The 24,109-nt window shown below is 67.6% G+C and carries 26 protein-coding genes and 1 pseudogene; 15 read left to right on the plus strand and 12 right to left on the minus strand.

Translation table 11 applies throughout. From position 1 onward, the window contains the following. Positions 1 to 32: 32 nt before the first annotated feature. Positions 33 to 929, plus strand: a complete 897-nt coding sequence (locus A5708_RS11140) for a LysR family transcriptional regulator (protein WP_065028679.1) — start codon at positions 33 to 35, stop codon at positions 927 to 929. Here A5708_RS11140 and A5708_RS11145 read toward each other — a convergent pair. Beyond that, positions 918 to 1,517 (minus strand): TetR/AcrR family transcriptional regulator, encoded by a 600-nt coding sequence (locus A5708_RS11145; RefSeq protein WP_065028680.1) that lies wholly within the window; start codon positions 1,515 to 1,517, stop codon positions 918 to 920. The two genes, A5708_RS11140 and A5708_RS11145, sit on opposite strands and share 12 nt — an antisense overlap. A 111-nt stretch (positions 1,518 to 1,628) precedes the next feature. Between A5708_RS11145 and A5708_RS11150 the strand changes: the two genes are divergently transcribed. Beyond that, the gene (locus A5708_RS11150; protein WP_065028681.1) at positions 1,629 to 3,197 is read left to right on the plus strand and encodes a phytoene desaturase family protein; all 1,569 of its coding nucleotides are present in this window, start codon (positions 1,629 to 1,631) and stop codon (positions 3,195 to 3,197) included. 4 nt (positions 3,198 to 3,201) lie between these two features. On the opposite strand, the gene A5708_RS11155 is transcribed toward A5708_RS11150, so the two are convergent. From A5708_RS11155 to A5708_RS11175, 5 genes are all read right to left on the minus strand, one after another. Further along, complete coding sequence (locus tag A5708_RS11155; RefSeq protein WP_065028682.1) at positions 3,202 to 4,056, minus strand: lipase family protein; 855 nt, start codon at positions 4,054 to 4,056, stop codon at positions 3,202 to 3,204. Between the two features lie 17 nt (positions 4,057 to 4,073). After that, positions 4,074 to 4,682, minus strand: a complete 609-nt coding sequence (locus tag A5708_RS11160; protein WP_065028683.1) for a YbhB/YbcL family Raf kinase inhibitor-like protein — start codon at positions 4,680 to 4,682, stop codon at positions 4,074 to 4,076. A 67-nt stretch (positions 4,683 to 4,749) separates the two neighbouring features. Then, entirely contained in the window at positions 4,750 to 5,196 is a 447-nt protein-coding gene (locus A5708_RS11165) for an SRPBCC family protein (protein WP_065028684.1), read from the minus strand. Positions 5,197 to 5,237: 41 nt separating this feature from the next. Further along, a complete protein-coding gene (locus tag A5708_RS11170) occupies positions 5,238 to 5,654 on the minus strand; it encodes an SRPBCC family protein (protein WP_065028685.1) in 417 nt (138 codons plus the stop codon). Continuing rightward, positions 5,651 to 5,974 (minus strand): ArsR/SmtB family transcription factor, encoded by a 324-nt coding sequence (locus tag A5708_RS11175; RefSeq protein ID WP_065028686.1) that lies wholly within the window; start codon positions 5,972 to 5,974, stop codon positions 5,651 to 5,653. Before A5708_RS11175 ends, A5708_RS11170 begins: the two co-directional genes overlap by 4 nt. Positions 5,975 to 6,070: 96 nt before the next feature. Here A5708_RS11175 and A5708_RS11180 point away from each other — a divergent pair, with 96 nt between their 5' ends. The 6 genes from A5708_RS11180 to A5708_RS11200 all read left to right on the plus strand — a co-directional run bounded on the left by A5708_RS11180 (position 6,071) and on the right by A5708_RS11200 (position 12,164). After that, positions 6,071 to 6,784, plus strand: a complete 714-nt coding sequence (locus A5708_RS11180; protein WP_065028687.1) for an MBL fold metallo-hydrolase — start codon at positions 6,071 to 6,073, stop codon at positions 6,782 to 6,784. A gap of 246 nt (positions 6,785 to 7,030) precedes the next feature. Beyond that, positions 7,031 to 9,319, plus strand: coding sequence for an isocitrate lyase ICL2 (gene aceA, locus A5708_RS11185; RefSeq protein ID WP_065028688.1), 2,289 nt, complete (start codon positions 7,031 to 7,033; stop codon positions 9,317 to 9,319). Positions 9,320 to 9,580: 261 nt separating this feature from the next. Then, positions 9,581 to 9,799, plus strand: coding sequence for a hypothetical protein (locus A5708_RS26755; RefSeq protein WP_155765975.1), 219 nt, complete (start codon positions 9,581 to 9,583; stop codon positions 9,797 to 9,799). A gap of 152 nt (positions 9,800 to 9,951) precedes the next feature. Beyond that, on the plus strand, positions 9,952 to 10,296 hold the full coding sequence (locus tag A5708_RS27225; RefSeq protein ID WP_196772606.1) for a hypothetical protein: 345 nt from the start codon (positions 9,952 to 9,954) through the stop codon (positions 10,294 to 10,296). A 167-nt stretch (positions 10,297 to 10,463) separates the two neighbouring features. Then, complete coding sequence (locus A5708_RS11195) at positions 10,464 to 11,627, plus strand: LLM class flavin-dependent oxidoreductase (RefSeq protein ID WP_065028690.1); 1,164 nt, start codon at positions 10,464 to 10,466, stop codon at positions 11,625 to 11,627. Positions 11,628 to 11,792: 165 nt separating this feature from the next. Next, the gene (locus A5708_RS11200; RefSeq protein ID WP_155765976.1) at positions 11,793 to 12,164 is read left to right on the plus strand and encodes a hypothetical protein; all 372 of its coding nucleotides are present in this window, start codon (positions 11,793 to 11,795) and stop codon (positions 12,162 to 12,164) included. Between the two features lie 57 nt (positions 12,165 to 12,221). On the opposite strand, the gene A5708_RS11205 is transcribed toward A5708_RS11200, so the two are convergent. Further along, a complete protein-coding gene (locus A5708_RS11205) occupies positions 12,222 to 12,689 on the minus strand; it encodes an SRPBCC family protein (protein ID WP_065028692.1) in 468 nt (155 codons plus the stop codon). A gap of 207 nt (positions 12,690 to 12,896) precedes the next feature. On the opposite strand from A5708_RS11205, the gene A5708_RS11210 reads away from it, so the two are divergent. The 3 genes from A5708_RS11210 to A5708_RS11220 all read left to right on the plus strand — a co-directional run bounded on the left by A5708_RS11210 (position 12,897) and on the right by A5708_RS11220 (position 16,756). After that, positions 12,897 to 14,744 carry a fatty acyl-AMP ligase gene (locus tag A5708_RS11210; protein ID WP_065028693.1) on the plus strand — a complete coding sequence of 616 codons (1,848 nt, stop codon included), beginning with the start codon at positions 12,897 to 12,899 and terminating at the stop codon, positions 14,742 to 14,744. 65 nt (positions 14,745 to 14,809) lie between these two features. Beyond that, on the plus strand, positions 14,810 to 16,042 hold the full coding sequence (locus A5708_RS11215) for a serine hydrolase domain-containing protein (RefSeq protein WP_065028694.1): 1,233 nt from the start codon (positions 14,810 to 14,812) through the stop codon (positions 16,040 to 16,042). Positions 16,043 to 16,078: 36 nt separating this feature from the next. Continuing rightward, the gene (locus A5708_RS11220; protein ID WP_065028695.1) at positions 16,079 to 16,756 is read left to right on the plus strand and encodes a hypothetical protein; all 678 of its coding nucleotides are present in this window, start codon (positions 16,079 to 16,081) and stop codon (positions 16,754 to 16,756) included. A 9-nt stretch (positions 16,757 to 16,765) separates the two neighbouring features. Here A5708_RS11220 and A5708_RS11225 read toward each other — a convergent pair whose 3' ends face one another. Then, on the minus strand, positions 16,766 to 17,536 hold the full coding sequence (locus A5708_RS11225) for an SDR family oxidoreductase (protein ID WP_065028696.1): 771 nt from the start codon (positions 17,534 to 17,536) through the stop codon (positions 16,766 to 16,768). A gap of 57 nt (positions 17,537 to 17,593) precedes the next feature. Here A5708_RS11225 and A5708_RS11230 point away from each other — a divergent pair, with 57 nt between their 5' ends. Further along, positions 17,594 to 18,070, plus strand: a complete 477-nt coding sequence (locus tag A5708_RS11230; RefSeq protein ID WP_065028697.1) for a nuclear transport factor 2 family protein — start codon at positions 17,594 to 17,596, stop codon at positions 18,068 to 18,070. Positions 18,071 to 18,135: 65 nt separating this feature from the next. On the opposite strand, the gene A5708_RS11235 is transcribed toward A5708_RS11230, so the two are convergent. Next, positions 18,136 to 18,879, minus strand: coding sequence for a DJ-1/PfpI family protein (locus A5708_RS11235; RefSeq protein ID WP_065028698.1), 744 nt, complete (start codon positions 18,877 to 18,879; stop codon positions 18,136 to 18,138). A 19-nt stretch (positions 18,880 to 18,898) separates the two neighbouring features. Continuing rightward, the gene (locus A5708_RS11240; protein WP_065028699.1) at positions 18,899 to 19,849 is read right to left on the minus strand and encodes a GlxA family transcriptional regulator; all 951 of its coding nucleotides are present in this window, start codon (positions 19,847 to 19,849) and stop codon (positions 18,899 to 18,901) included. Positions 19,850 to 19,969: 120 nt separating this feature from the next. Between A5708_RS11240 and tpx the strand changes: the two genes are divergently transcribed. Then, positions 19,970 to 20,464, plus strand: coding sequence for a thiol peroxidase (gene tpx / locus A5708_RS11245; RefSeq protein ID WP_065028700.1), 495 nt, complete (start codon positions 19,970 to 19,972; stop codon positions 20,462 to 20,464). Between the two features lie 87 nt (positions 20,465 to 20,551). Here tpx and A5708_RS26200 read toward each other — a convergent pair. Both A5708_RS26200 and A5708_RS11250 read right to left on the minus strand, forming a co-directional pair. Beyond that, a pseudogene (locus tag A5708_RS26200) lies at positions 20,552 to 20,758 on the minus strand (nitronate monooxygenase); the annotation flags it as partial. After that, entirely contained in the window at positions 20,755 to 21,135 is a 381-nt protein-coding gene (locus tag A5708_RS11250; RefSeq protein ID WP_065028701.1) for an NYN domain-containing protein, read from the minus strand. The pseudogene A5708_RS26200 and the gene A5708_RS11250, both read right to left, overlap by 4 nt. A 78-nt stretch (positions 21,136 to 21,213) precedes the next feature. Between A5708_RS11250 and A5708_RS11255 the strand changes: the two genes are divergently transcribed. Together A5708_RS11255 and A5708_RS11260 are read left to right on the plus strand one after the other, a co-directional pair. Then, positions 21,214 to 22,398 carry an acyl-CoA dehydrogenase family protein gene (locus A5708_RS11255; RefSeq protein ID WP_065028702.1) on the plus strand — a complete coding sequence of 395 codons (1,185 nt, stop codon included), beginning with the start codon at positions 21,214 to 21,216 and terminating at the stop codon, positions 22,396 to 22,398. 253 nt (positions 22,399 to 22,651) lie between these two features. Next, positions 22,652 to 24,103 carry a condensation domain-containing protein gene (locus A5708_RS11260; RefSeq protein ID WP_065028703.1) on the plus strand — a complete coding sequence of 484 codons (1,452 nt, stop codon included), beginning with the start codon at positions 22,652 to 22,654 and terminating at the stop codon, positions 24,101 to 24,103. Positions 24,104 to 24,109: the final 6 nt, after the last annotated feature.

Consider the following 24,109-nt stretch of genomic DNA (forward strand, 5'->3'; position numbering starts at 1 on the left):
TGCCTTCTGTAGGCGATCTATGCTCATCAGGCATGGACGTGGTGCAGGCCGGCCGAGTCGAGTTGCGCCACCTGCGAGCATTCGAAGCGGTGGCGCGCCTCGAATCGTTCACGCGGGCCGCCCAGGAACTCAGCATCACCCAACCCGCGCTGAGCAGAACCATCCAGCAGCTCGAGGATGCGCTCGAAGCGACGCTGTTGGACCGGAGTTCGCGACACGTGGCGACCACCCAGGCCGGGCGGATCTTCCTCGATCATGTCGAACGGGTCCTCGCCGAGTTGGGACGCGGTGTGGACGCCGTCCAGCAACAGGCGAGCATCCGCCTCGGGTTCAGCTGGCTGCTGCCCGACCCGTGGGCGCAGGACGCCGTCGCGCGATTCGAGCGGGCCGCCCGGACCTCGGTCAACCTGATCCGCACCGACGACGCGCTCGGCGCGGTCCAGCAGGGGAAGGTCGACGTCGCTCTGGTGCGCGGGCATGTCACGTCGACCTCCGTTCGGATCGTGCACCTGTTCGACGAGCCGCGCGTGGCGGTGTGTTCGATTCATTCCCCCCTCGCGGAGCGGGCGGAGTTGGACTGGGCCGAGGTGCCACGCTGGCCACTGGTGGTGAACACCGCCAGTGGTACGACCGGACCCTGGTCCTGGCCCGCGGGTGTGGGACCCGAAACCGTGGTCGAGACAACGAATTTCGACGAGTGGATCGAATCCGTCGCCGCCGATCGGGGCATCGGGGTGATTCCCGACGTCGCCGTCAGGCGCAACATCCATCCGGGCGTGCGGTTCGTCGCGCTGCGGGGCGCCCCCGACATTCCCGTCGCGCTGGCGTTTTTGAAGCGGGCCAACGCCCCCGTGCTGCGCCGCTTCATCGAGGCGGCGGTGGACGCCGCGCCCGACCCGCGACGGAACACGGCAAGGTCAGGCGAGTGACGCCAGCCCGGAACGCACCAGATCCAGACTCGCGGTCACGTCCGCGCCGAGGTCGCCGGAACAACCCCCGCGACCCCAATTCTCCACTGCCGCAACGAGTGCCGCGGCAATCGCGGAACCCGCGACCTCGGCGGCCAGGTCGATGTTGGCCAGATCCGGATTGCGTCCTCTGACGAAGTCGGTGAGCACACGGGCAAACGAGGACTGCACGACCCGCAGGTGACCGGCGATCCGCTCGGCGCTGATCAGCTCGGCCCGGGCGGTCGCGGCCTGGCGCACCACTTCGACGTCGTGCGGGAATGCGGCGACGCTGGCCAGCACCGCCTCGAACAGTGATTCCGATGCCGGTCGCTCGGCAAGCGCTTCGGCCAGCCACTCCAACTGGGTTTCGTAGTCCTGGAAGAGTACGGCTTCCTTAGTCGGGAAGTGCCGGAAGAAGGTGCGTTCGGTGACACCGGCCTCGCGGGCCAGCTCGGTGACGGTGACGTTCGCAAACCCCTTGTGGGCGAAGCTCTTCAACGCCGCTTGGCGAAGTGCCTCATGCGTCGATCGTCGTCGTTGTTCATGACGGTTGCCCGGGGCGGTCATCTCAGGGGCGATGGTATCCCAGGCGAGCGGGTCACAACTGACATCTTCCAATCATGTCAGTACTGACATATCCTTGCCAAGCGATCACCGACGGAGGCGAGGGCCGACATCATGACCAACACCGAGTACGACGCAATCGTGGTGGGCGCCGGGCACAACGGGCTGACCGCCGCGGCGATCCTGCAACGCGCGGGGCTGCGCACTCTGTGCCTGGAGGCCAACACCTACGCGGGCGGCATGGCCGCGACGGTCGAATTGATCGACGGCTTCCGGTACGAGATCGCCGGTTCGGTGCAGTTCCCCATGGCGAGCCAGCTCACCAAGGACCTCGGGCTGGACACCCTGCCGGCGGTGGAACCCGACGTGATGTCCATCAACATCGGCGAACACGGCGAAGAGCCGATGATCTTCTACCGCGACCCGATGCGGCTGATGACGCATCTGAGCGAGAGGCACGGCCTCGAGGCGGTCACCGGCATGGCCGAATTGATCGCCTGGAGTCAGGGGCCGGCGAAGGCGCTGGGCCGCTTCGACGTCCGCCGGCCGCCCAAGACCCTCGATGAGATGTATGCCTGCGCGACCGACGACGCCGAACGCCGAGCGATTCACGAGATGCTGTTCGGCTCGGCCATGGACGTGATCGACCGCTACCTGCCCGACAAAGACAAGCACGCGGTCATGCGGGGGATGCTGGCATTCCTGGCCGTCAACTCGACCTACCGCGGCCCATACACCCCGGGCAGCGCAACGTGTTTGGCCTTCGCCCTCGCGGTACCCGACGACAGCACCGCCATGATGACGAAGCTGAAGGGCGGCATCGGCGCGCTCACCGAGCACCTGCGCGAACTCTTCATCGCCCACGGCGGCGAGATCCGGTTCCGCACCAGGGCCGAGGAGATCCTCGTCGACCACAGCAAAGTGACCGGTGTACGTCTGCGCGACGGATCGACGATCTCGGCACCGATCGTGGTATCCAACCTGTCGCCGGATATCACGCTCACCGAAATGATTTCACCGGAACACGTTTCGGCACGATTGGTCTCACGCGTCTCCGGCCGCGACCACCGGGCTTCGTTCGTGCAGATCCATTTCGCCCTGGATGGCCTGCCCGAATTCGCCCCGCCCTATGAGTTCCTCAACGCCGACGGCATGCAACAGTCGGTCGGAATCTTCGGATCGCCCGAATCCCAGCAGCTGCACTGGGAAAACTGCCGGCGTGGCGTCGTTCCGGACAACCCGTCGATGGGAATGCAGATTCCATCGGTTCACGACCCCGGCATGGCGCCGCCCGGAAAGCACGCGGCGAGCGCGTTCGCCTACGCGTTCCCGGTCGAGGTCACCCGCGACCAGCACGGGCATCTCAAAAACTTGATGGCGCAACGGGTTATCGACAAGATCACCCGCCTGGCGCCGAACTTCAAGGACATCCTGATACGCCACATCACGTTCGCGCCCTACCACATGAACACCATGTTCGGCGCGCCCTCGGGCGACTTCTGCCACGGGCTGCTGCACCCCGACCTGATGGGTCCCAACCGGCCCGGCCCGAAGGGCTTCCTCGATATGCCCATCGGAATCGACGGCCTGTATCTCGCCGGCGCCGGATGCCATGGCGGACCGGGCATCACCTTCACCCCCGGTTACAACGCCGCATATCAGGTGCTCGACGACATGGCCTGAGTCGTCAGGGCTTGCAGGCGGCTTCGAGAGGAAGCTCGGGGCCACCGGATTGCAGGGACAGCAGGTACAGGTAGGTCGCGAGCGAATGTTCGCATGACACTGTGTAGTTGACCAAAGTCTTCGGGGGCCAGGGAACCAAGCGGACCGGGATGAGCTCGACCGGGTTGAGCACGTGCTCGTAGTCGAGGGGCGGGGGCAGCGCGGGGACGATGTCCAGCCGGTTCGCGACCCGCCAGGAGTTTTTGACCACCTGGTCGAATGTGCCCGCAAACAGCGAATCGCCGGTGCGTGGACTGCCGTAGGTGTAAACGGCCGGGTTGGTAAACGTCGTGTTGGCGGCCACGTCAAGCGCGAGCAGTGTCGCGAGCGCGCCTCCCAGGCTGTGCCCGCAGATCGTCAGCGAGCCGACGGGTTGAGGGAACGCAACCGCCCCGAGCGCGTTGACCACCGCCGGCGAACCCGACGTGGCTCCGGTCCGCAGGGACTCGTACATTGCGGTGAAGCCGTCTTCGGTGTGGCCTGCGCCGGCCAGGAACGGGCATGGCACCTGGAGAAACTCGGCGTCGTGAATCCATTCCAGCCATCCCTCGGTGCCGCGGATTGCGATCGCGACGTCCCCCGTCTTGTCCTCCTGGCAGATCAGCCCGATGGACACTTCGTCGAGGGCACGGGCAGGGTTCATGTCGGTCGCGAGATCGTTGGCGTAGATCGTGGTGACCACCGTGTAGTCGACGCCGCCGGCGCTCAACGCTTGACCGGCCTTATTCGTCAGGTCGCCGGGCGGCGTCCCATAGGTCGCGTTGACGAGCTGGGCGAATTGTATTGCCTGCGTTACGTCTAACGTCGGTTGCGATGGCATGGCGGGCCCGCTCGGGTTCAGCCGCCGAACAATCCGGTGAGCTGCGCCTGTGCGGTCGCGGCGCCGGCGATCGTCTGCGCCGCCTGAACGCCGGCCAGGCCGCCGGGCAGTCGATAGTCATTGGGCAGCTGGTAGAGCGTGAACCGATAATGATGCGTCCCGGTTCCGCCCGGGGGACAGGGACCCTTGTATGCGGGCTGGCCCGCCGTGTTCGGCAGGGCGGTCGCCCCGGCCGGGGTCTGACCGTCGGCGCTGCTGCCCGAACCGGGGGCGATCCCGACGACGACCCAGTGGATGTACAGGCCGTTGATGGCGTCGGGATCGTCGACGACGAGGGCCGCGCCCAGCGGCGCCGACCAGGCCAGCGGCGGCGCGATATCGGCGCCTTTGCAGGTGTACTGCACCGGAATCGGCGCACCGTCGGCGAAGGCCGGGCTGCTGATCGTCAATGGCCCGTCCCCGGGCGCGTTCGGCACCGTGCGGCCGAGGGTGGTGATCTTCGGCGTCGACGGTGTGGTCTGGTGGCTATGACCTTGGCCGCCGCAGCCGGCCAGCCCCGGCGCGATCGCCAGCGCACCGATGATCGCCGCGATTCGGTGAAGCGTGCCCGCCGGCGTCGATTCCATGCATAACAGTCTGACTCGCGCGCCCGCGGTGGGGAAGGACCCGATTTTTCACCCGGGCGCGGTGACGTTACTTGCCGCGCTTCTCGACTTCGAGCACCCGCTTGCGCAGTCCCTCGGTGGCCGTGTCCATCAGGCTCTTGGCCCCCTTCTTGACCAGGAACCCGGGCACGGGCGCCACCAAATCCACCGTCAACTCGAAGCGAACCCGGGTGGAGTCGCCTTCACGGGTGAGCGTGTACCGACCCTCTTGAGCGCGTTGCTGTTTGGCGCTGATCAGGGTCCATCCCACGCCGTCGTCGTGGACGGTGTACGCCAACTCCTGTTCATCGCTGACACCGACGAGTTTGACGACCTGTCTGGATCTGATCGGGTGATTCTGGTCGTCCCGCTCGAGCACTTCGACCTTCTTGTGGACCGACGACCACTCGGTTAACGACTCGATGTCGAACAGCACGTCCATGATTTCGTCGGGCGTCGCCTCGATGACGACCTCGCGGGAATCGGTGATAGCCATGCCGGGGAAATAGCCAGCGCGGTGCGCCTCGAAACCGGGCGTCAGGGACCTGGTTGGGCGCAAATCCGAGCGAGCCGGGGGAGGACGACATCGCGCCATCCCGGCCCCATCCGCTTGAAGGCCTGCGCCATGCGATTGTCGTCGAGGTCAAAGCCGCTGTGTTCCAAGAACACTCGGGTACCGCCGCCTTCGGCTTCCAGCCGCCAGGTCAGCGTCCAGGCGGCGGTGAACGTGTAGACGAATAGATGCGGGGGGTCGACCTCGAGCACCGTGCACGGCTGCTCGCCGTAGCCCGGCATGTCGAGAGTGAACTGGTGGCCCACCACCGCGGCCACCTGGCCCTCGGCCCACCACAGCTTCATCAGCGCGGGTTCGGTCAGCAATCGCCACACCGTGGCCGGTGGCGCCGCCACGAATTGATCAACCCGGACGGTCGCGAACCGTGCCGTTTCGGTCATGTCAACTCCTCTGCTACCTCGGCGAGCTTGGCCAGTCGGGCACGCCAGAACTTCTCGAAGGGGTGCAACCATTCGCCGAGCTCCGCCAGTGGCTCCGCGGTCAGGCGGTAGATGCGGTGGCGCCCGTGCGGCTGGTCGGCCACCAGCCCCGCCTCACGCAACACCTTGAGGTGCTCGGCGACCGCCGGTCGGCTGAGCTCGAACCGTTCGCTGAGTTCCCCCGCCGACAGCGGCTTGTCGAAGAGGATCTCCAGCAGTTCGCGTCGCACCGGGTTGGCCAAGGCGAGGAAGACGCGATCGACACTGGCCACATCCGCCAACTTATGTCGGATATTCCCGACATGTCAACTGTTTCCGACATAAGGGCGTTGGAAAATGGCGGTGACCGAAACCCGGCGCGGCTACCTTCGGAGGGTGTGCACCTCGCCTGGGAACGACTGACCGGCGGCGTGCATCGCTGCCGGCTCCCGTTCTGCGACGTGACCATCGGACTGGTGTGGGGCAGTGACGGGGCGTTGCTCGTCGACACCGGAACCACACTCACCGAGGCGGCCGCGGTCGATGCCGACGTCCGGCTGCTCGCCGGGCGCCCGGTGAGCCATATTGTCTTGACGCACAAGCACTTCGATCACGTGCTGGGTTCAGCGCTGTTCACCGGGGCACGGGTGCACTGCGCTCCCGAGGTGGCCGAACACCTTCGCTCGGCAACCGACCAGCTCCGCGAGGACGCCCTGCGGCATGGCGCCGACCCCGCCGAAGTGGACGCGGCGATCGCGGCCCTGCGGCCCGCGGACAGCGGCGGTTACGACGCCGTCGTCAACCTGGGCGATCGGACGGTGGCGATCGCCCACCTCGGCCGTGGCCACACCGCGACGGACCTGGTGGTGGTCGCGCCAGGGACCGACGATGGCGACCGGGTCGTGGTGTTCACCGGTGACTTGGTGGAGGAATCCGGCGACCCCGCGGTGGACACCGACTCCGATGTCGCGGCCTGGCCGGCGACCCTGGACCGGCTGCTGGCGGTCGGTGGCCAGGATGCGATCTACGTCCCGGGCCATGGCGCCGTCGTCGACGCAGCGTTCGTCCGGCGCCAGCGGGACTGGCTGGCCCGCCGTGCAGCCGCGCCCTGATCGATACCGTGCCGAAAAGTATTGTCGCCCAAGGCGTTGACGCCCCGCCGGGCCGCGGCACCCCGGTCGGCGAGCATCCCGGGCAGCGAACGATCCGCGCCGATCACCGACCCGCCGCCGCAAAGCTCTCGCAAGTACTGGGTGCGGCAACAGTTTTGGCTCGAGTCCTTCGACCCCTGATTGAACTGGCGTTCCCGGGGATAGACTCACGTTCAGTGGAATCGTGTGCGAAGAGGAGCGTAAGACATGGCGATCATTGACAGGGACACGCAAGTCCGGCCATCGTTCGATGACGAGGTCGCTGCCACGCAGCAATACTTCGACGACCCGCGCTTTTCTCGCATCACGCGCCTCTTCACGGCCCGCCAGGTAGCCGAGCAGCGCGGCACCATCCCCACCGACTACACCGTCGCCCGCAACGCGGCGGCCGCCTTCTACGAGCGGCTGCGCGAGCTGTTCGCCGAGAAGAAGAGCATCACCACGTTCGGCCCGTACTCGCCCGGCCAGGCCGTCGCGATGAAGCGCATGGGCATCGAGGGGATCTATCTGGGTGGTTGGGCGACGTCCGCCAAGGGCTCCACCACCGAGGATCCCGGACCTGACCTCGCCAGCTACCCCCTGAGTCAGGTGCCCGACGACGCCGCGGTGTTGGTCCGCGCGCTGCTGACCGCCGACCGCAACCAGCAATACCAGCGCCTGAACATGAGCGAGCAGCAGCGGGCCACCGCCACGCAGTACGACTACCGGCCGTTCATCATCGCCGACGCGGATACCGGCCACGGTGGTGACCCGCACGTGCGCAACCTGATCCGCCGGTTCGTCGAGGTCGGCGTGCCCGGGTACCACATCGAGGACCAGCGCCCCGGCACCAAGAAGTGTGGCCACCAGGGCGGCAAGGTGCTGGTGCCGTCGGACGAGCAGATCAAACGCCTCAACGCCGCGCGTTTCCAGCTCGACATCATGAAGGTGCCGGGGATCATCGTCGCCCGCACTGATGCCGAGGCGGCCAACCTGCTCGACAGCCGGGCCGACGAGCGCGACCAGCCGTTCCTGCTCGGCGCCACCAACCTCAACATCCCGTCGTACAAGTCGTGCTTCCTGGCGATGGTGCGCCGCTTCTACGAGCTCGGTGTCAAAGACCTCAATGGTCACTTGCTCTACGCGCTGCCCGAGGGCGAGTACGCCGAGGCCGGCGCCTGGCTCGAGCGGCAGGGCATCCAGGGCGTGATCTCCGACGCCGTCAACGCGTGGCGCGAGAACGGTCAGAAGTCGATCGACGACCTGTTCGATCAGGTCGAGTCGCGGTTCGTGGCGGCCTGGGAGGATGACGCCGGGCTGATGACCTACGGCGAGGCCGTGGCCGACGTGCTCGAATTCGATGCCAGCGAGGGCGAGCCGGCCGACATGAGCGCCGACGAGTGGCGCGCGTTCGCGGCGCGTGCGTCCCTGTACTCGGCCAAGGCCAAGGCCAAGGCGCTGGGCGTCGACCCCGGTTGGGACTGCGAGCTGTCCAAGACCCCCGAGGGCTACTACCAGATCCGTGGCGGCATCCCGTACGCGATCGCCAAATCGCTGGCGGCCGCGCCGTTCGCCGACATCCTCTGGATGGAGACCAAGACCGCCGACCTGGCCGACGCCAAGCAGTTCGCCGACGCCATCCACGCCGAGTTCCCCGACCAGATGCTGGCCTACAACCTGTCGCCGTCGTTCAACTGGGACACCACCGGCATGACCGACGAGCAGATGAAGCAGTTCCCCGAGGAACTCGGCAAGATGGGCTTCGTCTTCAACTTCATCACCTACGGCGGGCACCAGATCGACGGCGTCGCGGCCGAGGAGTTCGCCACCTCGCTGCAACAGGACGGCATGCTGGCACTGGCCCGCCTGCAGCGCAAGATGCGCCTTGTCGAATCGCCTTACCGCACACCGCAAACCCTGGTCGGCGGGCCGCGCAGCGACGCGGCGCTGACCGCCTCCTCGGGCCGCACCGCGACCACCAAGGCGATGGGCGAGGGCTCGACTCAGCACCAGCACCTGGTGCAGACCGAGGTGCCGAAGAAGCTGCTCGAGGAGTGGCTGGCGATGTGGAGCGAGAATTACAACCTCGGCGAGAAACTCCGCGTGCAACTGCGGCCCCGGCGGGCCGGCTCGGACGTGCTCGAGCTGGGCATCTACGGCAACGACGACGAGCAGCTGGCCAACGTCGTCGTCGACCCGATCAAGGACCGGCATGGCCGCAGCATCCTTCAAGTGCGCGACCAGAACACCTTCGCCGAGAAGCTCCGGCAGAAGCGGCTGATGACGCTGATCCACCTCTGGCTGGTGCACCGCTTCAAGGCCGACGCGGTGATCTACGTGACGCCGACCGAGGACAACCAGTACCAGACCGAGAAGATGAAATCCCACGGCATCTTCAGCGAGGTCTACCAAGAGGTCGGCGAGATCATCGTTGCCGAGGTGAACCGGCCCCGCATCGCCGAGTTGCTGCAGCCCGACCGGGTCGCGCTGCGCAAGCTGATCACCAAAGAAAATTAGCCAGCGGGTCGACAGCGGCCGTTGCGTCGACGAGTGCGGCGGCCGCTGATCGCTGCTATCGATCCAGGCCGCCACCCTTTTCGCGCAACGTGCGCGCCCCGTCTCAGTCCATCCCGTCGGGCGCGTGGCCGTGCCGCGTCGTTTCGCCACCGTACCCGAGGCCAAGAATTCACCTTGCGAATAGTTGCCCAAGTGTAGAATTAGCTTGTAACAAATTTGTTTTGGATTTAACAAACGCGCCAGAGCAGAAAGGAGCGCCTGATGAGAACCCCAATCAAGAAGGCGATCGCCGTGTTCGGCGGTGCGGCAGCGGTCGTTCTGACGGTCGGATCCGGTGTCGGCGGTGTTAGCCCGACGAGTAGCGCATCGACCGCGGCAACGCATCCGTCACCGGGTGTCACGACGACGCGGCCCGGCGCACCCGAGCCAGGCGTGCACATCGCCACCCTCGCCGGTTGCATCCCGGGAGCCAACTGCTAGCCCTTCACCATTCGCGATGGCCCATCACACCGGCGTGATGGGCCATCTTCGTCTGGTGCGATCTCGGCGCCGAAATCTGTTTGCGCGGCCGCGCCCGGGGGTAAGAAAATGTGGGCGGGGCGAAGTGGCGCAAGTGAAGATCGGGGGATCTGATGAGATCTGGACCAAGGACGACGGTCGCGCTGTTCGGCGGTGCGGCGATGCTCGTGCTGTCGGTCGCCTGCGGCGGCGGCCATAAAGGCGGCCCGAGCAGCACCACCACTCCGACGACCACCCCGTCGTCCAGCGTTGCGCCCACTACAGCACCAGGTGGCGGCGAGCCCGGCGGCCCGAATGGCGGCGGCGGCCCCGGCGGTGGCGGCGGCAGTGTGCCCGGCGGCCCGACCGGTGGCGGTGGCCCCGGCGGTGGCGGCGGCAGCATTCCCGGCGTCGGCGGTGGCGGCGGCGGACCGGGCGGCGGTGGCGGTTGCGTCGGCAACGTCTGCGGCGGCTACTGATCGCCGGGCCGCTCTGAGTCGGCGCTGAAACGCACCACGAAGACTTGTTTCCCTAGCCGGTGGGGCCGGGATAACCTGGCCCCATCGGCTGAACCCTTCTCAGAGGCCTAGGGCGAGCCCACGATCCGGGTTATGGTTCTCCGCAACTCGGATGCAAGGGGACTTCAATGTCGAAGCTCAGGTTCGGATACTTCATCGCCCCGTTCCACCGCGCCGGCACCAACCCGACGCTGGCCTTGCAGCGGGATCTGGCGTTCGTCGAGCACCTCGACGCCCTCGGCTTCGACGAAGTGTGGTTGGGCGAACATCACTCGGCCGGCAGCGAAATCATCAGCTCCCCAGAGGTTTTCATCGCCGCCGCCGCCGAACGGGCAAAGCGGATTCGGTTCGGCACCGGGGTCATCTCGTTGTCGTATCACAACCCGCTCTGGGTCGCGGATCGGCTGATGCTGCTGGATCACCTGACGCATGGCCGCATCATCGGCGGCGTGGGGCCCGGCTCGCTGCCAAGCGACTCGTCGATGATCGGACTCACGCCCACCGACACCCGAGAGCTGCTGGAAACCAACCTCGACATCGTGGTGCGATTGCTGGCGGGGGAGACGGTCAGCGCCAAGACCGCAACCCACCAACTCTTCGATGCCAAGCTGCAGCTTGCTCCCTACTCAGACGGCGGAATTCCGCTGTCCGTCGCCGCCGTCGCGTCGCCGACGGGCGCGCGGCTGGCCGGCAAGCACGGCATCGGCCTGCTGTCCATCGGGGCGACCCTGACGGTCGAGGGTTTCAATGCGCTGTCCTACCACTGGGGCATCGTCGAGGAGCGCGCCGCCGCCTTCAGCACGCAGGTAGACCGCAAGAACTGGAGCCTGGTCGGGTTGTTCCACCTCGCCGAGACCGAGAAGCAGGCCCGCGAAGAGGTCAAGTTCGGCATCGAGCCGTGGTTCCACTACTTCCAAAAGGTGGCCGCTTTCCCGCAGATGACGATGCCCGGCGAGCAGCTCGACGAGATGATCGACGTCATCAACGAGAACGGGGCGGGCGTCATCGGCACCCCCGAGCGCGCGCGCGAACAGGTGCAGCGGTTGTGGGATCAGTCCAGCGGTTTCGGCTGCATGCTGCAGATGGGCCACGAGTGGGCCAACCCGGCCGCCACCCGGCGGTCGGCCGAGTTGTTCGCCGCCGAGGTGATGCCCCATTTCCAGGGGCAGGCACAGCCGACGCTGGACGCCGCCGCGCGCGCCGGCCAGGCCCGGGAGAACCTCGCGCAGTCGCAGTTGGACGCCGTGGCCCACATGACCAAGAAGTACCAGGATGAGGTCGACGCGAAGTAGCGCTGAGCATTCGTACCCGCGAATTCCCTTCGCGGTCAACGTCTTTCGCAGGGATCCGGGATGGCTTCCGACGACGGCCGGGACCCGGCGGTCATCGCGCGGCTTCATATCCAGGCGACAGCCCGGTCCCAGGGGGCAGCTAGGGACGCGGCGCATACCTGGAGGATGACCACCAACACCCCCGGCCCCACGATCGCCGGCGGATGCCGCCGGCGCCTACTGCGCCTCACCCTCGCGGGCGCCGCGACCCTGGCCGTCCTGGCCCTCTACGACGCGGCGCAGCCCCAGACACCCGGAACCACGCTGGGATCCGGATCGGTGCGCCTGACGGACATGGCCTTATCACCCCAGGCGCCGCCAGGCCTCACCGGCGGCGGCCTCGCGGCCGATGACGGCGACGACCAGGCTCAGCTGCAACAGCAGCTGAATCAGCAGTCCATGCAACAGGCCGAAGAGCAAAACGAGCAGGCCCAGCAGCAGTTCAATCAGGACATGCAGCAGCAACAGACCTACGAGAACCAGTTCAACGACCCGTAAATCGTAAATCGAAGCGTGGCGGCCGCTGTGCGCGGCCGTCACGCGCCATGCGAGAACCTAGCGGCCGCCGGTGGATTCGCGATCGGCCGCCTTCACCAGTCGGCCCGCGAAAAACCGGACCGCTCCGCCCATCGCAGCGCGCATCAGCGGGCCCGTCCCGCGAACGCCTTCGATGAACGAGCCGGTCCAGCGGATATCGGTCCCGCCCGACGCATTCGGCGTGAGGACCACCTCGCCGGCGTAGTCCTTGGCCGGGGTGGCCGGGCCCACCAGCTTGTAGGCGTGGCGACGGTCCGGCTCGTACGCGACCGTCTCCTCCTGCACGTAGACCGGCCACATGCCCACCTTGCGGATGGCCCCGACGCCGCCCGGCGCGGGATCACCCTGGCGAGCCCAACTCGAGTGCATGACAATCGGCTTGGCCCACTGCGACCAGTTGGCGCCGTCGGCTACCAGCCGGAACACCGTCGCGGGCGGCGCGCTGCTGGTGCGGGTGATTTCGAAGGAAAAGTTCCGGCCCGGCATGACAACTCCTGGTGGTAGCAACGGACGGCCCTGGACGCCGCTCGCCGTAGGCTACCGCCCACGCCGGGCGTCGGCCGGATCGGGTGGATCGCCGCTGTCAACCCGGTGACCGAACGTCTGCCGGAATCGGCGAATGCGTCGGCCGCTCTTGATGTTTGCCGATTCACCGCGCCGGGACCATCGCATCGGCTTGCCTAGACTGCAGTCATGGATCGCGGTTCCCGGCAGGACGGCACAGGTGTCGGTGGGCTACTTCGGATCGAGGACTGCCTGGACGCGGCCGGCCGGATCGCGCTGCCGCCCTGGGTCAATCTGATCTCGCTCATCGACCGCAACATCGCGAACGTCGGGAACACCGTGGCGTATCGCTACCTCGATTACAGCCGTTCGGCCGACGGCGACGCCGACGAGGTGACGTGGAGCCGGTTCGGCGTCCGGCTGGAGGCCATCGGCGCGCGCATCCAGCAGGTGGCCGGTCACGGTGAGCGCGTTGCGGTCCTCGCGCCGCAGGGCATCGACTACGTCGCCGGCTTCTACGCGGCGGTCAAGGCCGGAACCATCGCGGTGCCGTTGTTCGCTCCGGAACTGCCCGGGCACGCCGAACGGCTTGATATCGCGCTGCGCGACTCCGAGCCCACCGTCGTACTCACGACGACACCCGCGCGAGACGCGGTGGAGAAGTTTCTGGCCGGCCACCCGCACTTGCGCCGGCCGTGGGTGATCGCCATCGACCAGATACCCGATTCGGCGCGGGAGTCGTTCGTGCCCACCGAGCTCGGCATGGACGACGTCTCGCACCTGCAGTACACGTCGGGCTCGACCCGGCCGCCGGTCGGCGTCGAGATCACCCACCGCGCGGTGGGCACCAACCTGGTGCAGATGATCCTGTCGATCGACCTGCTGGACCGAAACACCCACGGCGTCAGCTGGTTACCGCTCTACCACGACATGGGTTTGTCGATGATCGGCTTCCCGGCCGTCTACGGCGGCCACTCCACGCTGATGTCTCCCACCGCGTTCGTCCGCCGGCCCCAGCGCTGGATTCAGGCCCTGTCCGACGGGTCGCGGCTGGGAAACGTCGTCACCGCCGCACCGAACTTCGCCTACGAGTGGACCGCGCAGCGCGGCCTGCCCGCCCGCGGCGCGGACATCGACCTGCGCAACGTGGTGATGATCATTGGCTCCGAACCCGTCAGCATCGATGCGATCAGAACCTTCAATAAAGCGTTTGCGCCGTACGGGTTGCCGCGGACCGCGTTCAAGCCGTCCTATGGCATCGCTGAGGCGACGTTGTTCGTCGCGACCATCGGCCCCGACGCCGAGGCGACGGCGGTGTACCTCGACTCAGAACGGCTGGGCGCGGGGAATGCGGTGCGCGTCGGCGCGGATGCTCCCAACGCCGTCGCGCAGGTGCCGTGCGGTCGGGTCGCGCGCAGCCAATGGGCCGTCATCGTCGATCCCGCCGGCGGATCCGAGTTGCCGGACGGCGCGGTGGGCGAAATCTGGTTGCAGGGCAACAACGTCGGACGCGGCTACTGGGGTCTGCCGGACGAGACACGGCGGGTGTTCGGCGCCGAGCTGCGATCCCGGCTCGCCGAGGGCAGCCACACCGACGGTGCCGATCCGGACCGGCCCTGGCTGCGCACCGGCGACCTGGGCGTGTACCTGGACGGTGGGCTGTACGTGACCGGCCGGATCGCGGACCTGGTGACGATCGACGGCCGCAACCACTACCCGCAACACATCGAGGCCACCGTCGCCGAAGCGTCGGAATTCGTCCGGCGTGGATACGTGACGGCGTTTTCCGCGCCGGACGGCGATGACCCGGATGCCGCCCGGCTCGTCGTGATCGCCGAACGCGCCGCGGGCACCAGCCGTCAGGATCCACAGCCGGCGATCGAGGCGATCCGCGCGGCGATCGCGCAGCGGCACGGCCTGAGGGTCTCGGACGTGCGTCTCCTGCCGGCCGGCGCCATCCCGCGCACCACCAGCGGCAAGCTGGCCCGCAGGGCCTGCCGGGCGGAATACCTCGACGGCGTCCTGGGTGCCCGCTAACCGGTGAGCTCTCAAAAGGGCCTGGGCGCGAACCGGGCTGGATAGTCTCCACTCGGAGGCGCGAGATGGTTCTCAAGTTGAGGGTGTCGCCGGATTTGATCGGCGGCGACGTGGAGGCCGGCTACGGCAAGGTGGCGGACGCTTTTCGCGCGACCTTCCGCGACGGCGCCGAAGTCGGCGCGGCCGTCGCCGTCTACCGGGACGGCGTGAAGGTGGTCGACCTGTGGGGCGGCTACCGCAACGGGCTGACCAAGGATCCGTGGCAGGCCGACACGATGGTGAACATGTTCTCCACGACCAAAGGCGTCGCCGCCCTGGTCGTGGCGGTGGCGGCATCGCGCGGACTGATCTCCTACGACGCCAAGGTCGCCGACTACTGGCCGGAATTCGCGCAGGCCGGCAAGGGCGACGTCACCGTCCGCCAACTCCTGGCGCATCAGGCCGGAGTCTGCGCGCTCAAGCCGAAGCCGACGCTGGCCGACGTGGCCGATCCGCAACGGTTGTCACCGATCCTGGCGGCCCAGGTGCCGGCGTGGCCGCCGGGCACCCGGCACGGCTATCACGCGATCACGCTCGGCTGGTACGAGTCCGAGTTGATCCGCCGCACCGACCCGGCCGGGCGCACGCTGGGCCGGTTTCTGGCCGACGAGATCGTCGCGCCGGCGGGACTCGACCTGCACATCGGCCTGCCGGCTTCAGTCGACCGCGCCCGGGTCGCCCATGTTCACAATTGGGTCCGCGCGGAAACGGTGCTGCATCTGGGCGTGATGCCGGCTGGCTTCGTGGGCGCGTCGCTGAACCCGGTTGGCCTGACGGCGCGCACCATCGCGGTCCCGCGCGGCGTCAACCCGTTCGACGGGGACTACAACCGCGACGACGTCCGGGCCGTCGAGATCCCGTCGGCCAACGGGATCGGCACCGCCCGGTCGGTGGCGCGCATGTACGGCAGCGCGGCGCGCGGCGGTGCCGAAGTTCCGCTGAGCCCAAACACCCTCGAGGCGTTGATGGCACCGGCGGTTCCGCCGAGCCACGGTGTGCGCGACAAGGTGATGCACATCGACGTGGCTTATTCACTGGGGTTTTGTAAGCCGGTGCCGCAGTTCGTGTTCGGCTCGTCCGACAGGGCCTTCGGCACGCCGGGGTTCGGAGGATCCTTCGGGTGCGCCGACCCGGATACCGGCATCGGGTTTGCCTACGTCATGAACCGGCTCGGGTTTCACCTGTGGAGCGATCCGCGTGAACTCGCGTTGCGGCAGGCGTTGTTTCGCGATGTGCTCGGGGCGCGCCCGCAGAGTTGACCGAACGCCGGCCGTCGCGGGTGGCATCCTGGCCAGGTGGGCTTGATATTCCGGTTGGCGGAGCTGTTGATCTTGATCCTGCCGCTGACGGGCGCGATCGTCGCCGCGGTGCGCGCGTTCGGCGCCTACCGCCGGCGCACCGACGAACGGTCGCGGGAAATCGACCGGACACCACCACCCGAGGCGCCCCCCGCGGATGGGGCCGGCGTGAATCAGGCTGCCCGGTGGCGCTCGATCCGCCGCGTTCTCGATGAGCACGGCCGAACCGACGCGCGCTGGCTCGAGTACGAACTCGACGTCGCCAAGCTGCTCGACTTCCCGCTGATGACCGACATGCGCGACGCAAACACCATCGCGTTCCACAAAGCCAAGCTGCGGGCCGACTTCCTGCGCCCCATCAAGGCCGAGGATCTGCTCGACGACCGCGACGGCGCCGCGCGATACATGGCCGCCGTCGAGGACTACGTCACCGCGTTCAACGCCGCCGAGGCCGAAGCGATCCGCCGGCGTCGCAACGATTTCTCCCGGGCGGATCAGCAGCGAATTGCGCGGGCGCAGAACCTGTTACGGGTCGCGGTCGACCCCGCGGCCGCGGCGCACGAACGCCGGCGCGCCTATGACGTGGCCCGCAACGAACTCGACGGCCTGCTGGTGCTGCCGTCGGCGACACAGGCGAGCCTCGAACGCGGGATATCCGGCGAGCTGGAGCGATAGCCGGCCCGGCTAGGGGCAGGTGTAGCCGCCGTCGATCACGACGTCCGAACCGGTCATGTAGCTGGAGGCTTCGCTGGCCAGGTAGACGTAGAGGCCGGTGAGCTCCTCGGGGCGGCCGATGCGCCCGAGCGGAATTTTCGGCTCCCACTGGCGGTGGTATTCCGTCAACGGCTCGACGAGCTCGGTGAGGATGTAGCCGGGGCTGACGCTGTTGACCCGAATGTTGTGCGGCGCGAATTCGACCGCCATGGCCTTGGTCAGGTGGATGACGGCCGCCTTGGAGGCGCAGTAGTGGCCGACCTGTTGTGGGACGTTGATGATGCTGCCCGACATCGAGGCCGTGGTGATGATGACGCCGCCGCGCCCCTGGGCCACCATCGCCCGCGCCGCCGCCTGCGCGGTCAGGAAGACACCGGTGACGTTGGTGTCCTGGATGCGCTGGAATTCTTCGGGCGACATGTCCAGCATCGGGACGACGTCGATGACGCCGGCGTTGCAGACCGCGATGTCGACGCCGCCCAGCTCCGCGATCACCCGGTCCACCATGCCGGTCACCTGGTCGGGCCGGGTCACGTCGCATCGGAGCGGCACCACCTTGCCGGCACCGTCCGCCGCCAGCTCGTCGGCGATGCGTTGCAGCGCCTCGACATTGCGCGCCGCGATGGCCACGTCGGCGCCGGCCTGCAGGTAGGCCTGGGCCACTTTTCTGCCGATGCCGCTGGACGCCCCGGTGACCAATGCCCTCTTGCCCCGCAGGCCGAACAAGTCCATCACGTTCATCCGAGACCCCATCCATACGAGCGACCCAAAACCGGAACACGTTCTAGTGTGTCCGCTATGGGCAAATTCACCAGGGCAGAAATCGATAAAGCCGTCGACAACTACACCAAAGTCGTCGAAGGGTGCAGCGCTTCGGGCGACTGGCGGCCGTTCGCGGACCTCTTCACCGAGGACGTCGTCTACACCGAGCACCACTACGGCGTGTTTCACGGGCGCGAGGCGGTCCGCGACTGGATCGTCGCGGTGATGGCGCCCTTCCCGCACATGCGTTTTCCCAATGACTGGGTCGCTCACGACGAGGACAACGACGCCGTCGTCGTCATGATCAAGAACCTGCTCGATCACCCGACCGATCCGAACGGTGAACCGTTCTGGTTTCCGAACTGGACCCGGCTGGTGTACGCCGGCGACGGACTGTTCTCCAGCGAGGAAGACATTTACAACCCCGACCGGGACGCTCCCGGCGTCGTTGCGGCGTGGCTGCAGGCCGGCGGCCAGCTCGCCACCACCGAGATCCTGCAGCCCGGCGCCTAGCGTCGAAGAGCGATAGTCCTTGCGCGCGAAGCGCTATCACCGGCGCTGGCTGTTTTCTGGCTCACCTACGCCGTCCCGGACGCGACCGCCCGCCCGCGGCGCCGCGACCGGACCTTCCCCAGCGCCTGCTCCCAGGCGAGCAGGGTGGCTGCTTTGACGTTGACGGGCTTCACGCTGTCGCGCGACAGCAGCGCGGTCGCGGTGGCCTTCGTGGTGGCCGAGGCCTTCGACATGTGACCCGAGTCGAACGGCGGCTGTGGGTCGTATTCGAGCGCGAGCTGGATTGCCTTCGCACGGGATTCGCCGCCGATCTGGCCGGCCAGCCACAGCGCGAGGTCGAGCCCGGCGGACACGCCCGCACTGGTGACGATGTCATCGGAGTGCACGATCCGTTCGTCGGCCACCGGGACCGCGCCGAATGCCTTCAGCGCGGGGACCGTCAGCCAATGCGACGTCGCCCGGCGGCCGTCGAGCAGGCCGGCGGCCGCGAGAATCACCGATCCGGAGCACACCGACGTCGTCCAGCTCGCGCTGTGGTGCGCCTGGCGCAGCCAGTCCAGCAGCGCGTCGTCACGGGCGTGAACCGGTGTCGACGGGCCCCCGGGAACGAGAATCACGTCGGGGGAGGGGGTTTCGGCGAGCGAGTGGGTGGCGCCGATGACCAGCACCCCGGAGTCGGCGGTGATCGGTCCGGCTTCGTGCCACACGAAGCGCACATCGGCACCAGGCAGGTTGCGCAGCACCTCGTAGGGACCGATCATATCCAGTGCGGTGAATCCCGGATAGGCCACGATGGCGATTTGGGTCATCAGAGTCGTCCTTTCGAGGTCAGGCGAAGGCCTTGCGGTATTGGTCGGGCGAAATGCCAACGCGGCGAAGGAAATTGCGTCGCATGGTTTCCGCGGTGCCGAAGCCACACCGAGCGGCGATCGCGACGACGGTGTCGTCGGTCTCCTCCAACTGCCTGCGTGCGGCCTCGGTGCGGATGCGTTCGACGTATTGGCCGGGCGCCTCACCGATTTCGGCGGTGAACACCCGGGTGAAGTGCCGCGGGCTCATCGCGGCGCGGCGAGCCAGCTCGTCGACGCTGTGCGGACCACCCGGCTCGGCCTCGATCGTCTCCTGCACCTCCCGGATCGAGTCCCGTCTGGCCCGCGGCATCCACACCGGCGCGGCGAACTGGGTCTGGCCGCCCGGCCGGCGCAGATACAACACGAGCCAGCGGGCGACAGTCTGCGCGAGCTCGGTGCCGTGGTCGTCTTCGATCAGCGCGAGCGTGAGGTCGATGCCCGCGGTGACGCCCGCGGCGGTCCACAGGGTGTCCGAGCTTCGCACGAAGATCGGGTCGGCATCGACGTCGATGGCGGGGAATTCACTCGCCAACCGCTCGGCGAAGGCCCAATGGGTGGTCACCCGATGCCCGTCCAGCAGGCCCGCCTCGGCGGCGAGGAACGCACCGGTGCACACCGTGACCATCCGGCGCGCATGGGTGGCGACGGTCTTGATCCAGGCGACCAGGTCGGCGTTCGAGCGGGCGGCGTCGACGCCGGCCCCGCCCGGGAGAACGACCGTGTCGATCGGGCCGCGCGGGTCCGGTAACGGGGTAGCCACGAAGGCCAGCCCGGTGGCCGTCTGCACCGGTTGGCCACCGACCGAGGCCATCGCGACGTCGTAGCCGCCGCCGGTCAACAGCGATGCGCCGGTGAACACGTCATACGGGCCCACCACGTCGAGCGCCTGCACGCCGGGAAACCCGACGATGACCACCTTGCGAGGCATGGATTCAGTGTTGGGCACGCCGGGGCCTGTCGTCTACGCCATGTATCCCACTGATTAGGACACGGGACCTGCCCCACCCTGCCCAGTGGCGGCCACGGCGGCCTTGGCAGACTGTTGCCCATGGCACAGATAACGTTGCGTGGAAACCCGATCAACACTGTCGGCGAGCTGCCTGCCGTCGGATCCAAAGCCCCGGCCTTCAGTCTGGTCGGCGGCGATCTGGCCGCGGTGAGCAGCGAGCAATTCGGCGGTAAGCCCTTGGTCCTCAACATCTTTCCGTCCGTCGACACGCCGGTGTGCGCCGCCAGCGTGCGCACCTTCAACGAGCGCGCCGCCGGCGGCGGGGCGACCGTGGTGAACGTCTCGAAGGACCTGCCGTTCGCTCAGGCGCGATTCTGTGGCGCCGAGGGCATCGAGAACGTCAAGAGCGGTTCGGCGTTCCGCGACAGCTTCGGTGAGGACTACGGGGTCACCATCACCGACGGTCCGATGGCCGGATTGCTCGCCCGGGCCATCGTGGTGATCGGCGCCGACGGCAACGTGGCCTACACCGAGCTGGTGCCCGAAATAGCGCAGGAGCCCAACTACGACGCGGCGCTGGCGGCGGCGGGCTGACCTCCGCGCCCGCCCCGGGCTAGGCCTCTTCGAGTTCGGCCCGGCCCACCCGCTCCGACGTGGCCGCCAGCATCTCCCGGCAGCCTCGCCGCCGGTCAGTTCGCGCACTCGTCGCAGGTCGGCGCGACCCTGGTCCGAGGTGGGCTCGATGATGCCCAGGGCGCCCGCATTGGATACCGCTGCGGCCAGCTGGGCGCCCGCGATGTAGGTCATCGGCGCCTGGAGGATCGGGATGTCGATGTGCGCGAGCGCGCAGACCCGGTTGGGCGCGGGACTCGGGCCGCCGGTGGTCATCGGTCCCGCCGATCGATCAGGTCGCGGAAGGCCTCCGACCGGCGGACTGATGCGCCGAGACTCCGCACTCGCTCAGTCAACGCTCGGTCGGACGTGACGACGCGAATGTCGTGCGGCGCAGCGTCGGCCGCGACCAGCCGGACGATCTCGTCATCGGCCGAATTCGCGGCCGCCCTGGGTGCGTGCGCAATCTCGACCACCGATGACGTGATGGCCGCCGACGGCGGGCGTTCAAAAACCACTGTCACCGCTTCTCCTTGACCCGACGCCCATCGGTCCAGGCTCTCCACCAGTGCGACCATGGCCCCGTCGCGGTCTTTCCACCAGCCATCGGGACGACTTCCGATCACATTCATGCCGTCGACGATCCAGCGCACAACCCACACCGTAAACGACCCGGCGCGACCGATTGAATTTCGTTCGGGAAGCCATCAGTGGTTGATACGGTCACCCTCATGACCTCGATCGCCGACACCGAAGACCGGGTGATCGCGCTGGCCCGCGGTATGCGGGACCTGGTGCGCGCCGAAGCCGCCGAATCCGAGCGGGCGCGAACCCTCACCCCGGCGATCGTCGACGCGATGTGGGCCGGTGGGCTGATGTCGGCGTTCAACCCGATCGTGGCCGGCGGTGTCGAGCCGTCGTTCACCGAGATGATCGAAACCTGGATCGAAATGGCTTGGCAGGATGGATCGTTCGGCTGGGTGGGAATCGCCAACCTGCCGTCGTCCTTCGCCGCGGCGGCCTACCTGCCCGACGAGGGCTTCGCCGAAGTGTTTACCGCGCACGACAACCGGGTCACCATCGGGGGCCAGTTCTTTCCGAACGGGCAAGGCGCCGCCGTCGACGGCGGCTACCGGGTGACCGGCGCGTGGAACTTCGGTTCGGGCACCGGTCACGCGCAATATGTTGCGGCTGGTTTCCTGCCGATGGACAACGGCGAGATGCGCTGGATCAGTGAGGGTTTCCCGGAGATGCGGGTCGCCGTGATTCCGCGGGACGAGATCAGTTTCAACGACGGCTGGTTCGTGCAGGGCCTGAAGGGGACCGGCTCCTACGACTACAGCGCTCAGGACCTGTTCGTGCCCGAGAGCCGCACTTTCGAACTGTTCGTGCGGCAGCCCTGCCGGGGGACCTCGCCGGCCACCCGGATGGGGCTGATGCCCGTGACCGCCGCCGGACACGCCTCGTGGGCGCTGGGCGTGGCCAAGAGCATGCTCGACGACGTTCAGGAATTGGCCGCGACGAAATTCCGGATGAGCGACATGGCGGCACTGGCCAGCCGACCCACCTTCCAGAAGGGGCTGGCGCATCACCGCGCGGCCTGGCGTGCGGCTCGCCTGCTGGTGCTCGACGCGTTCACCACCGCCGAGGCGGCGGTGGCGTCCGGGCAGGACCTGACACCGGCGCTGCGCGCCGACATGCGGGTGGCCGCCGTCTACGCCACCGACACGGCCCGCGGCTGCGCCGAATGGGCACACCTGGTCGCCGGGACCAGCTCGATCCGGGAGGGCAGCCGGCTGGAGCGCGCCTTCCGCGACATCTACACCGGAACGCAGCACGCCTTCATCAGCGAGAAGGTCGCCATCGACGTCGCCCAGATCTGGCTGGGCATCATCGACGACCAGCCCGGTTTGTAAGTCACCGATTTCGGCGCGAGTCCGCGTCGGCTCCACTGAGTCGTGGTCGAGCACAACGCGCAAAACCCCGAAATCGTCGGTTATCCCGACTATCGCCTACAAGCGCGACACCGGTGCGGGGGCGCCGTAACTTCGGTTTCACCGATAACCGAATACGCCGCCCGGCCGCAGCGTGAAATCCGTTCTCCAACAGCACTTTCGCGATTCCGCGCCACGCACCGAAGGTCGGCATCGCAGAGAACAGGATTCAGACATGGTCACGCTGGGCAAGATCACCGGATGGCAGCCGCCGGCGGGTTCGGTTACCACCTGGACGGCCTCACCCGCGGCGCGAGAAGCGGCGCGAAACGCACGGCGAAGCGATCTGCCGCCTGGCTACCAGCGAGCCCGGCACCTCCGCGCGGCCCACCACGGCGAGGCCGCGGGCGTGCAGCTTCCCCGGCTGATGGTGGTGGCGTGGGATATCCCCGGCGTGTGCGACGTCGAGGCCATGACGGCGACGATCAATGCGCACGTCCGCCGGCATGACACCTACCACGATGCGTTCGAATTCGCCGGCGACGTCGTTGTCCGCCGGACCATCGACAATCCCGACGTCATCGACTTTGTCCCAATGGAATTCGGCTACCTGACACCCGAGCAAATACGCGAGCACGCGTTGACGACGACACCGGGCACGCTCGAATGGGATTGCTTCACCTTCGGCATCGTCCAGCACGCCGATTACTTCTCCTTCTACGCCAGCGTCGACCATCTCCACATCGACGGCATGTCCGCCGGCCTGATCTTCTTCGACATCCATTTGACGTACCAGGCCATTGCGCACGGCGTCGAAGGGCCGGCCATTTTTCCGCGGACTGCGAGCTATCGCGGCTACACGCAACGCCAGCACGACAACCTGGCGAAGCTTTCCCTGGCGTCCCCCGAGGTCGAGGCGTGGGTCGAGTTCGCCCGCGACACCTCGGGCGAGTGGCCGAGCTTTCCACTTCCGCTGCGCGCATCCGAAACCGACACCGCAGGCGACTTTCTGACCGTCGATCTGTTGGACGCGCCCCAGACGGAGTCGTTCGACACCGCCTGCCGCGCGGCCGGGGCGCGGTTCAGCGGGGGAGTCCTGGCGTGCGCCGCGTTGACCGAGCACGAGCTGACGGGCAACGACACGTTTCACGGCTTCACCCCGTACGACACGCGGACGCCGGCACTGGACTCGATGACCGTGGGCTGGTTCGCCAGCCTGATCCCGGTCACCGTGCCGACCATCGCCGGCTCCTTCCCGGAGGCGGCGCGGGCCGCACAGGAATCATTCGACGGCGCCAAGCATCTCGCCGCCGTCCCGCTCGACCGGGCCATCGAGTTGGCCGACCCGCATGGACTCTGGATCGAGCCACCCACGGCCCGCGCAATGATGGTGTCGTTCATCGACTTCCGCGCCGTGCCGGCCGCGGACCTGTTGGACCAGTACAACTTCGGAACCTACGCCGACAACCTGTCGCACGGCGGAATCAACCTGTGGATCAACCGCCACGCCGACAAGACCACTGCCACCATCTCCTTCCCCGACAACGCCGAGGCGCGCGCGTCGGTGCAGCACTACCTCGAGTCGCTGACCCGGTCGTTCGCCCGGGCCGTCAAGACCACCTCCGACTGGGTGGATGCGGTTGCCGCGCACGCGAACTGCGGCCACCGCGCAGCCATCAACGCGTGACAACGA

Origin of the sequence: Mycobacterium colombiense (assembly GCF_001672755.1) — a bacterium.
GTDB classification, from domain to species: Bacteria; Actinomycetota; Actinomycetes; order Mycobacteriales; family Mycobacteriaceae; genus Mycobacterium; species Mycobacterium colombiense_C.

Excerpts from the sequence above, each read along its gene's own strand:
- tpx (WP_065028700.1), top strand. The coding sequence starts at position 19,970 with ATGGCACAGATAACGTTGCGTGGAAACCCGATCAACACTGTCGGCGAG.
- aceA (WP_065028688.1), top strand. The coding sequence starts at position 7,031 with ATGGCGATCATTGACAGGGACACGCAAGTCCGGCCATCGTTCGATGAC.
- A5708_RS11225 (WP_065028696.1), bottom strand. The coding sequence starts at position 17,536 with ATGAACGTGATGGACTTGTTCGGCCTGCGGGGCAAGAGGGCATTGGTC.
- A5708_RS11195 (WP_065028690.1), top strand. The coding sequence starts at position 10,464 with ATGTCGAAGCTCAGGTTCGGATACTTCATCGCCCCGTTCCACCGCGCC.
- A5708_RS11210 (WP_065028693.1), top strand. The coding sequence starts at position 12,897 with ATGGATCGCGGTTCCCGGCAGGACGGCACAGGTGTCGGTGGGCTACTT.
- A5708_RS11145 (WP_065028680.1), bottom strand. The coding sequence starts at position 1,517 with ATGACCGCCCCGGGCAACCGTCATGAACAACGACGACGATCGACGCAT.
- A5708_RS11200 (WP_155765976.1), top strand. The coding sequence starts at position 11,793 with ATGACCACCAACACCCCCGGCCCCACGATCGCCGGCGGATGCCGCCGG.
- A5708_RS11150 (WP_065028681.1), top strand. The coding sequence starts at position 1,629 with ATGACCAACACCGAGTACGACGCAATCGTGGTGGGCGCCGGGCACAAC.
- A5708_RS11155 (WP_065028682.1), bottom strand. The coding sequence starts at position 4,056 with ATGCCATCGCAACCGACGTTAGACGTAACGCAGGCAATACAATTCGCC.
- A5708_RS11240 (WP_065028699.1), bottom strand. The coding sequence starts at position 19,849 with ATGCCTCGCAAGGTGGTCATCGTCGGGTTTCCCGGCGTGCAGGCGCTC.
- A5708_RS11215 (WP_065028694.1), top strand. The coding sequence starts at position 14,810 with ATGGTTCTCAAGTTGAGGGTGTCGCCGGATTTGATCGGCGGCGACGTG.
- A5708_RS11255 (WP_065028702.1), top strand. The coding sequence starts at position 21,214 with ATGACCTCGATCGCCGACACCGAAGACCGGGTGATCGCGCTGGCCCGC.
- A5708_RS26755 (WP_155765975.1), top strand. The coding sequence starts at position 9,581 with ATGAGAACCCCAATCAAGAAGGCGATCGCCGTGTTCGGCGGTGCGGCA.
- A5708_RS27225 (WP_196772606.1), top strand. The coding sequence starts at position 9,952 with ATGAGATCTGGACCAAGGACGACGGTCGCGCTGTTCGGCGGTGCGGCG.
- A5708_RS11230 (WP_065028697.1), top strand. The coding sequence starts at position 17,594 with ATGGGCAAATTCACCAGGGCAGAAATCGATAAAGCCGTCGACAACTAC.
- A5708_RS11160 (WP_065028683.1), bottom strand. The coding sequence starts at position 4,682 with ATGGAATCGACGCCGGCGGGCACGCTTCACCGAATCGCGGCGATCATC.
- A5708_RS11170 (WP_065028685.1), bottom strand. The coding sequence starts at position 5,654 with ATGACCGAAACGGCACGGTTCGCGACCGTCCGGGTTGATCAATTCGTG.
- A5708_RS11235 (WP_065028698.1), bottom strand. The coding sequence starts at position 18,879 with ATGACCCAAATCGCCATCGTGGCCTATCCGGGATTCACCGCACTGGAT.
- A5708_RS11140 (WP_065028679.1), top strand. The coding sequence starts at position 33 with ATGGACGTGGTGCAGGCCGGCCGAGTCGAGTTGCGCCACCTGCGAGCA.
- A5708_RS11165 (WP_065028684.1), bottom strand. The coding sequence starts at position 5,196 with ATGGCTATCACCGATTCCCGCGAGGTCGTCATCGAGGCGACGCCCGAC.
- A5708_RS11260 (WP_065028703.1), top strand. The coding sequence starts at position 22,652 with ATGGTCACGCTGGGCAAGATCACCGGATGGCAGCCGCCGGCGGGTTCG.
- A5708_RS11205 (WP_065028692.1), bottom strand. The coding sequence starts at position 12,689 with ATGCCGGGCCGGAACTTTTCCTTCGAAATCACCCGCACCAGCAGCGCG.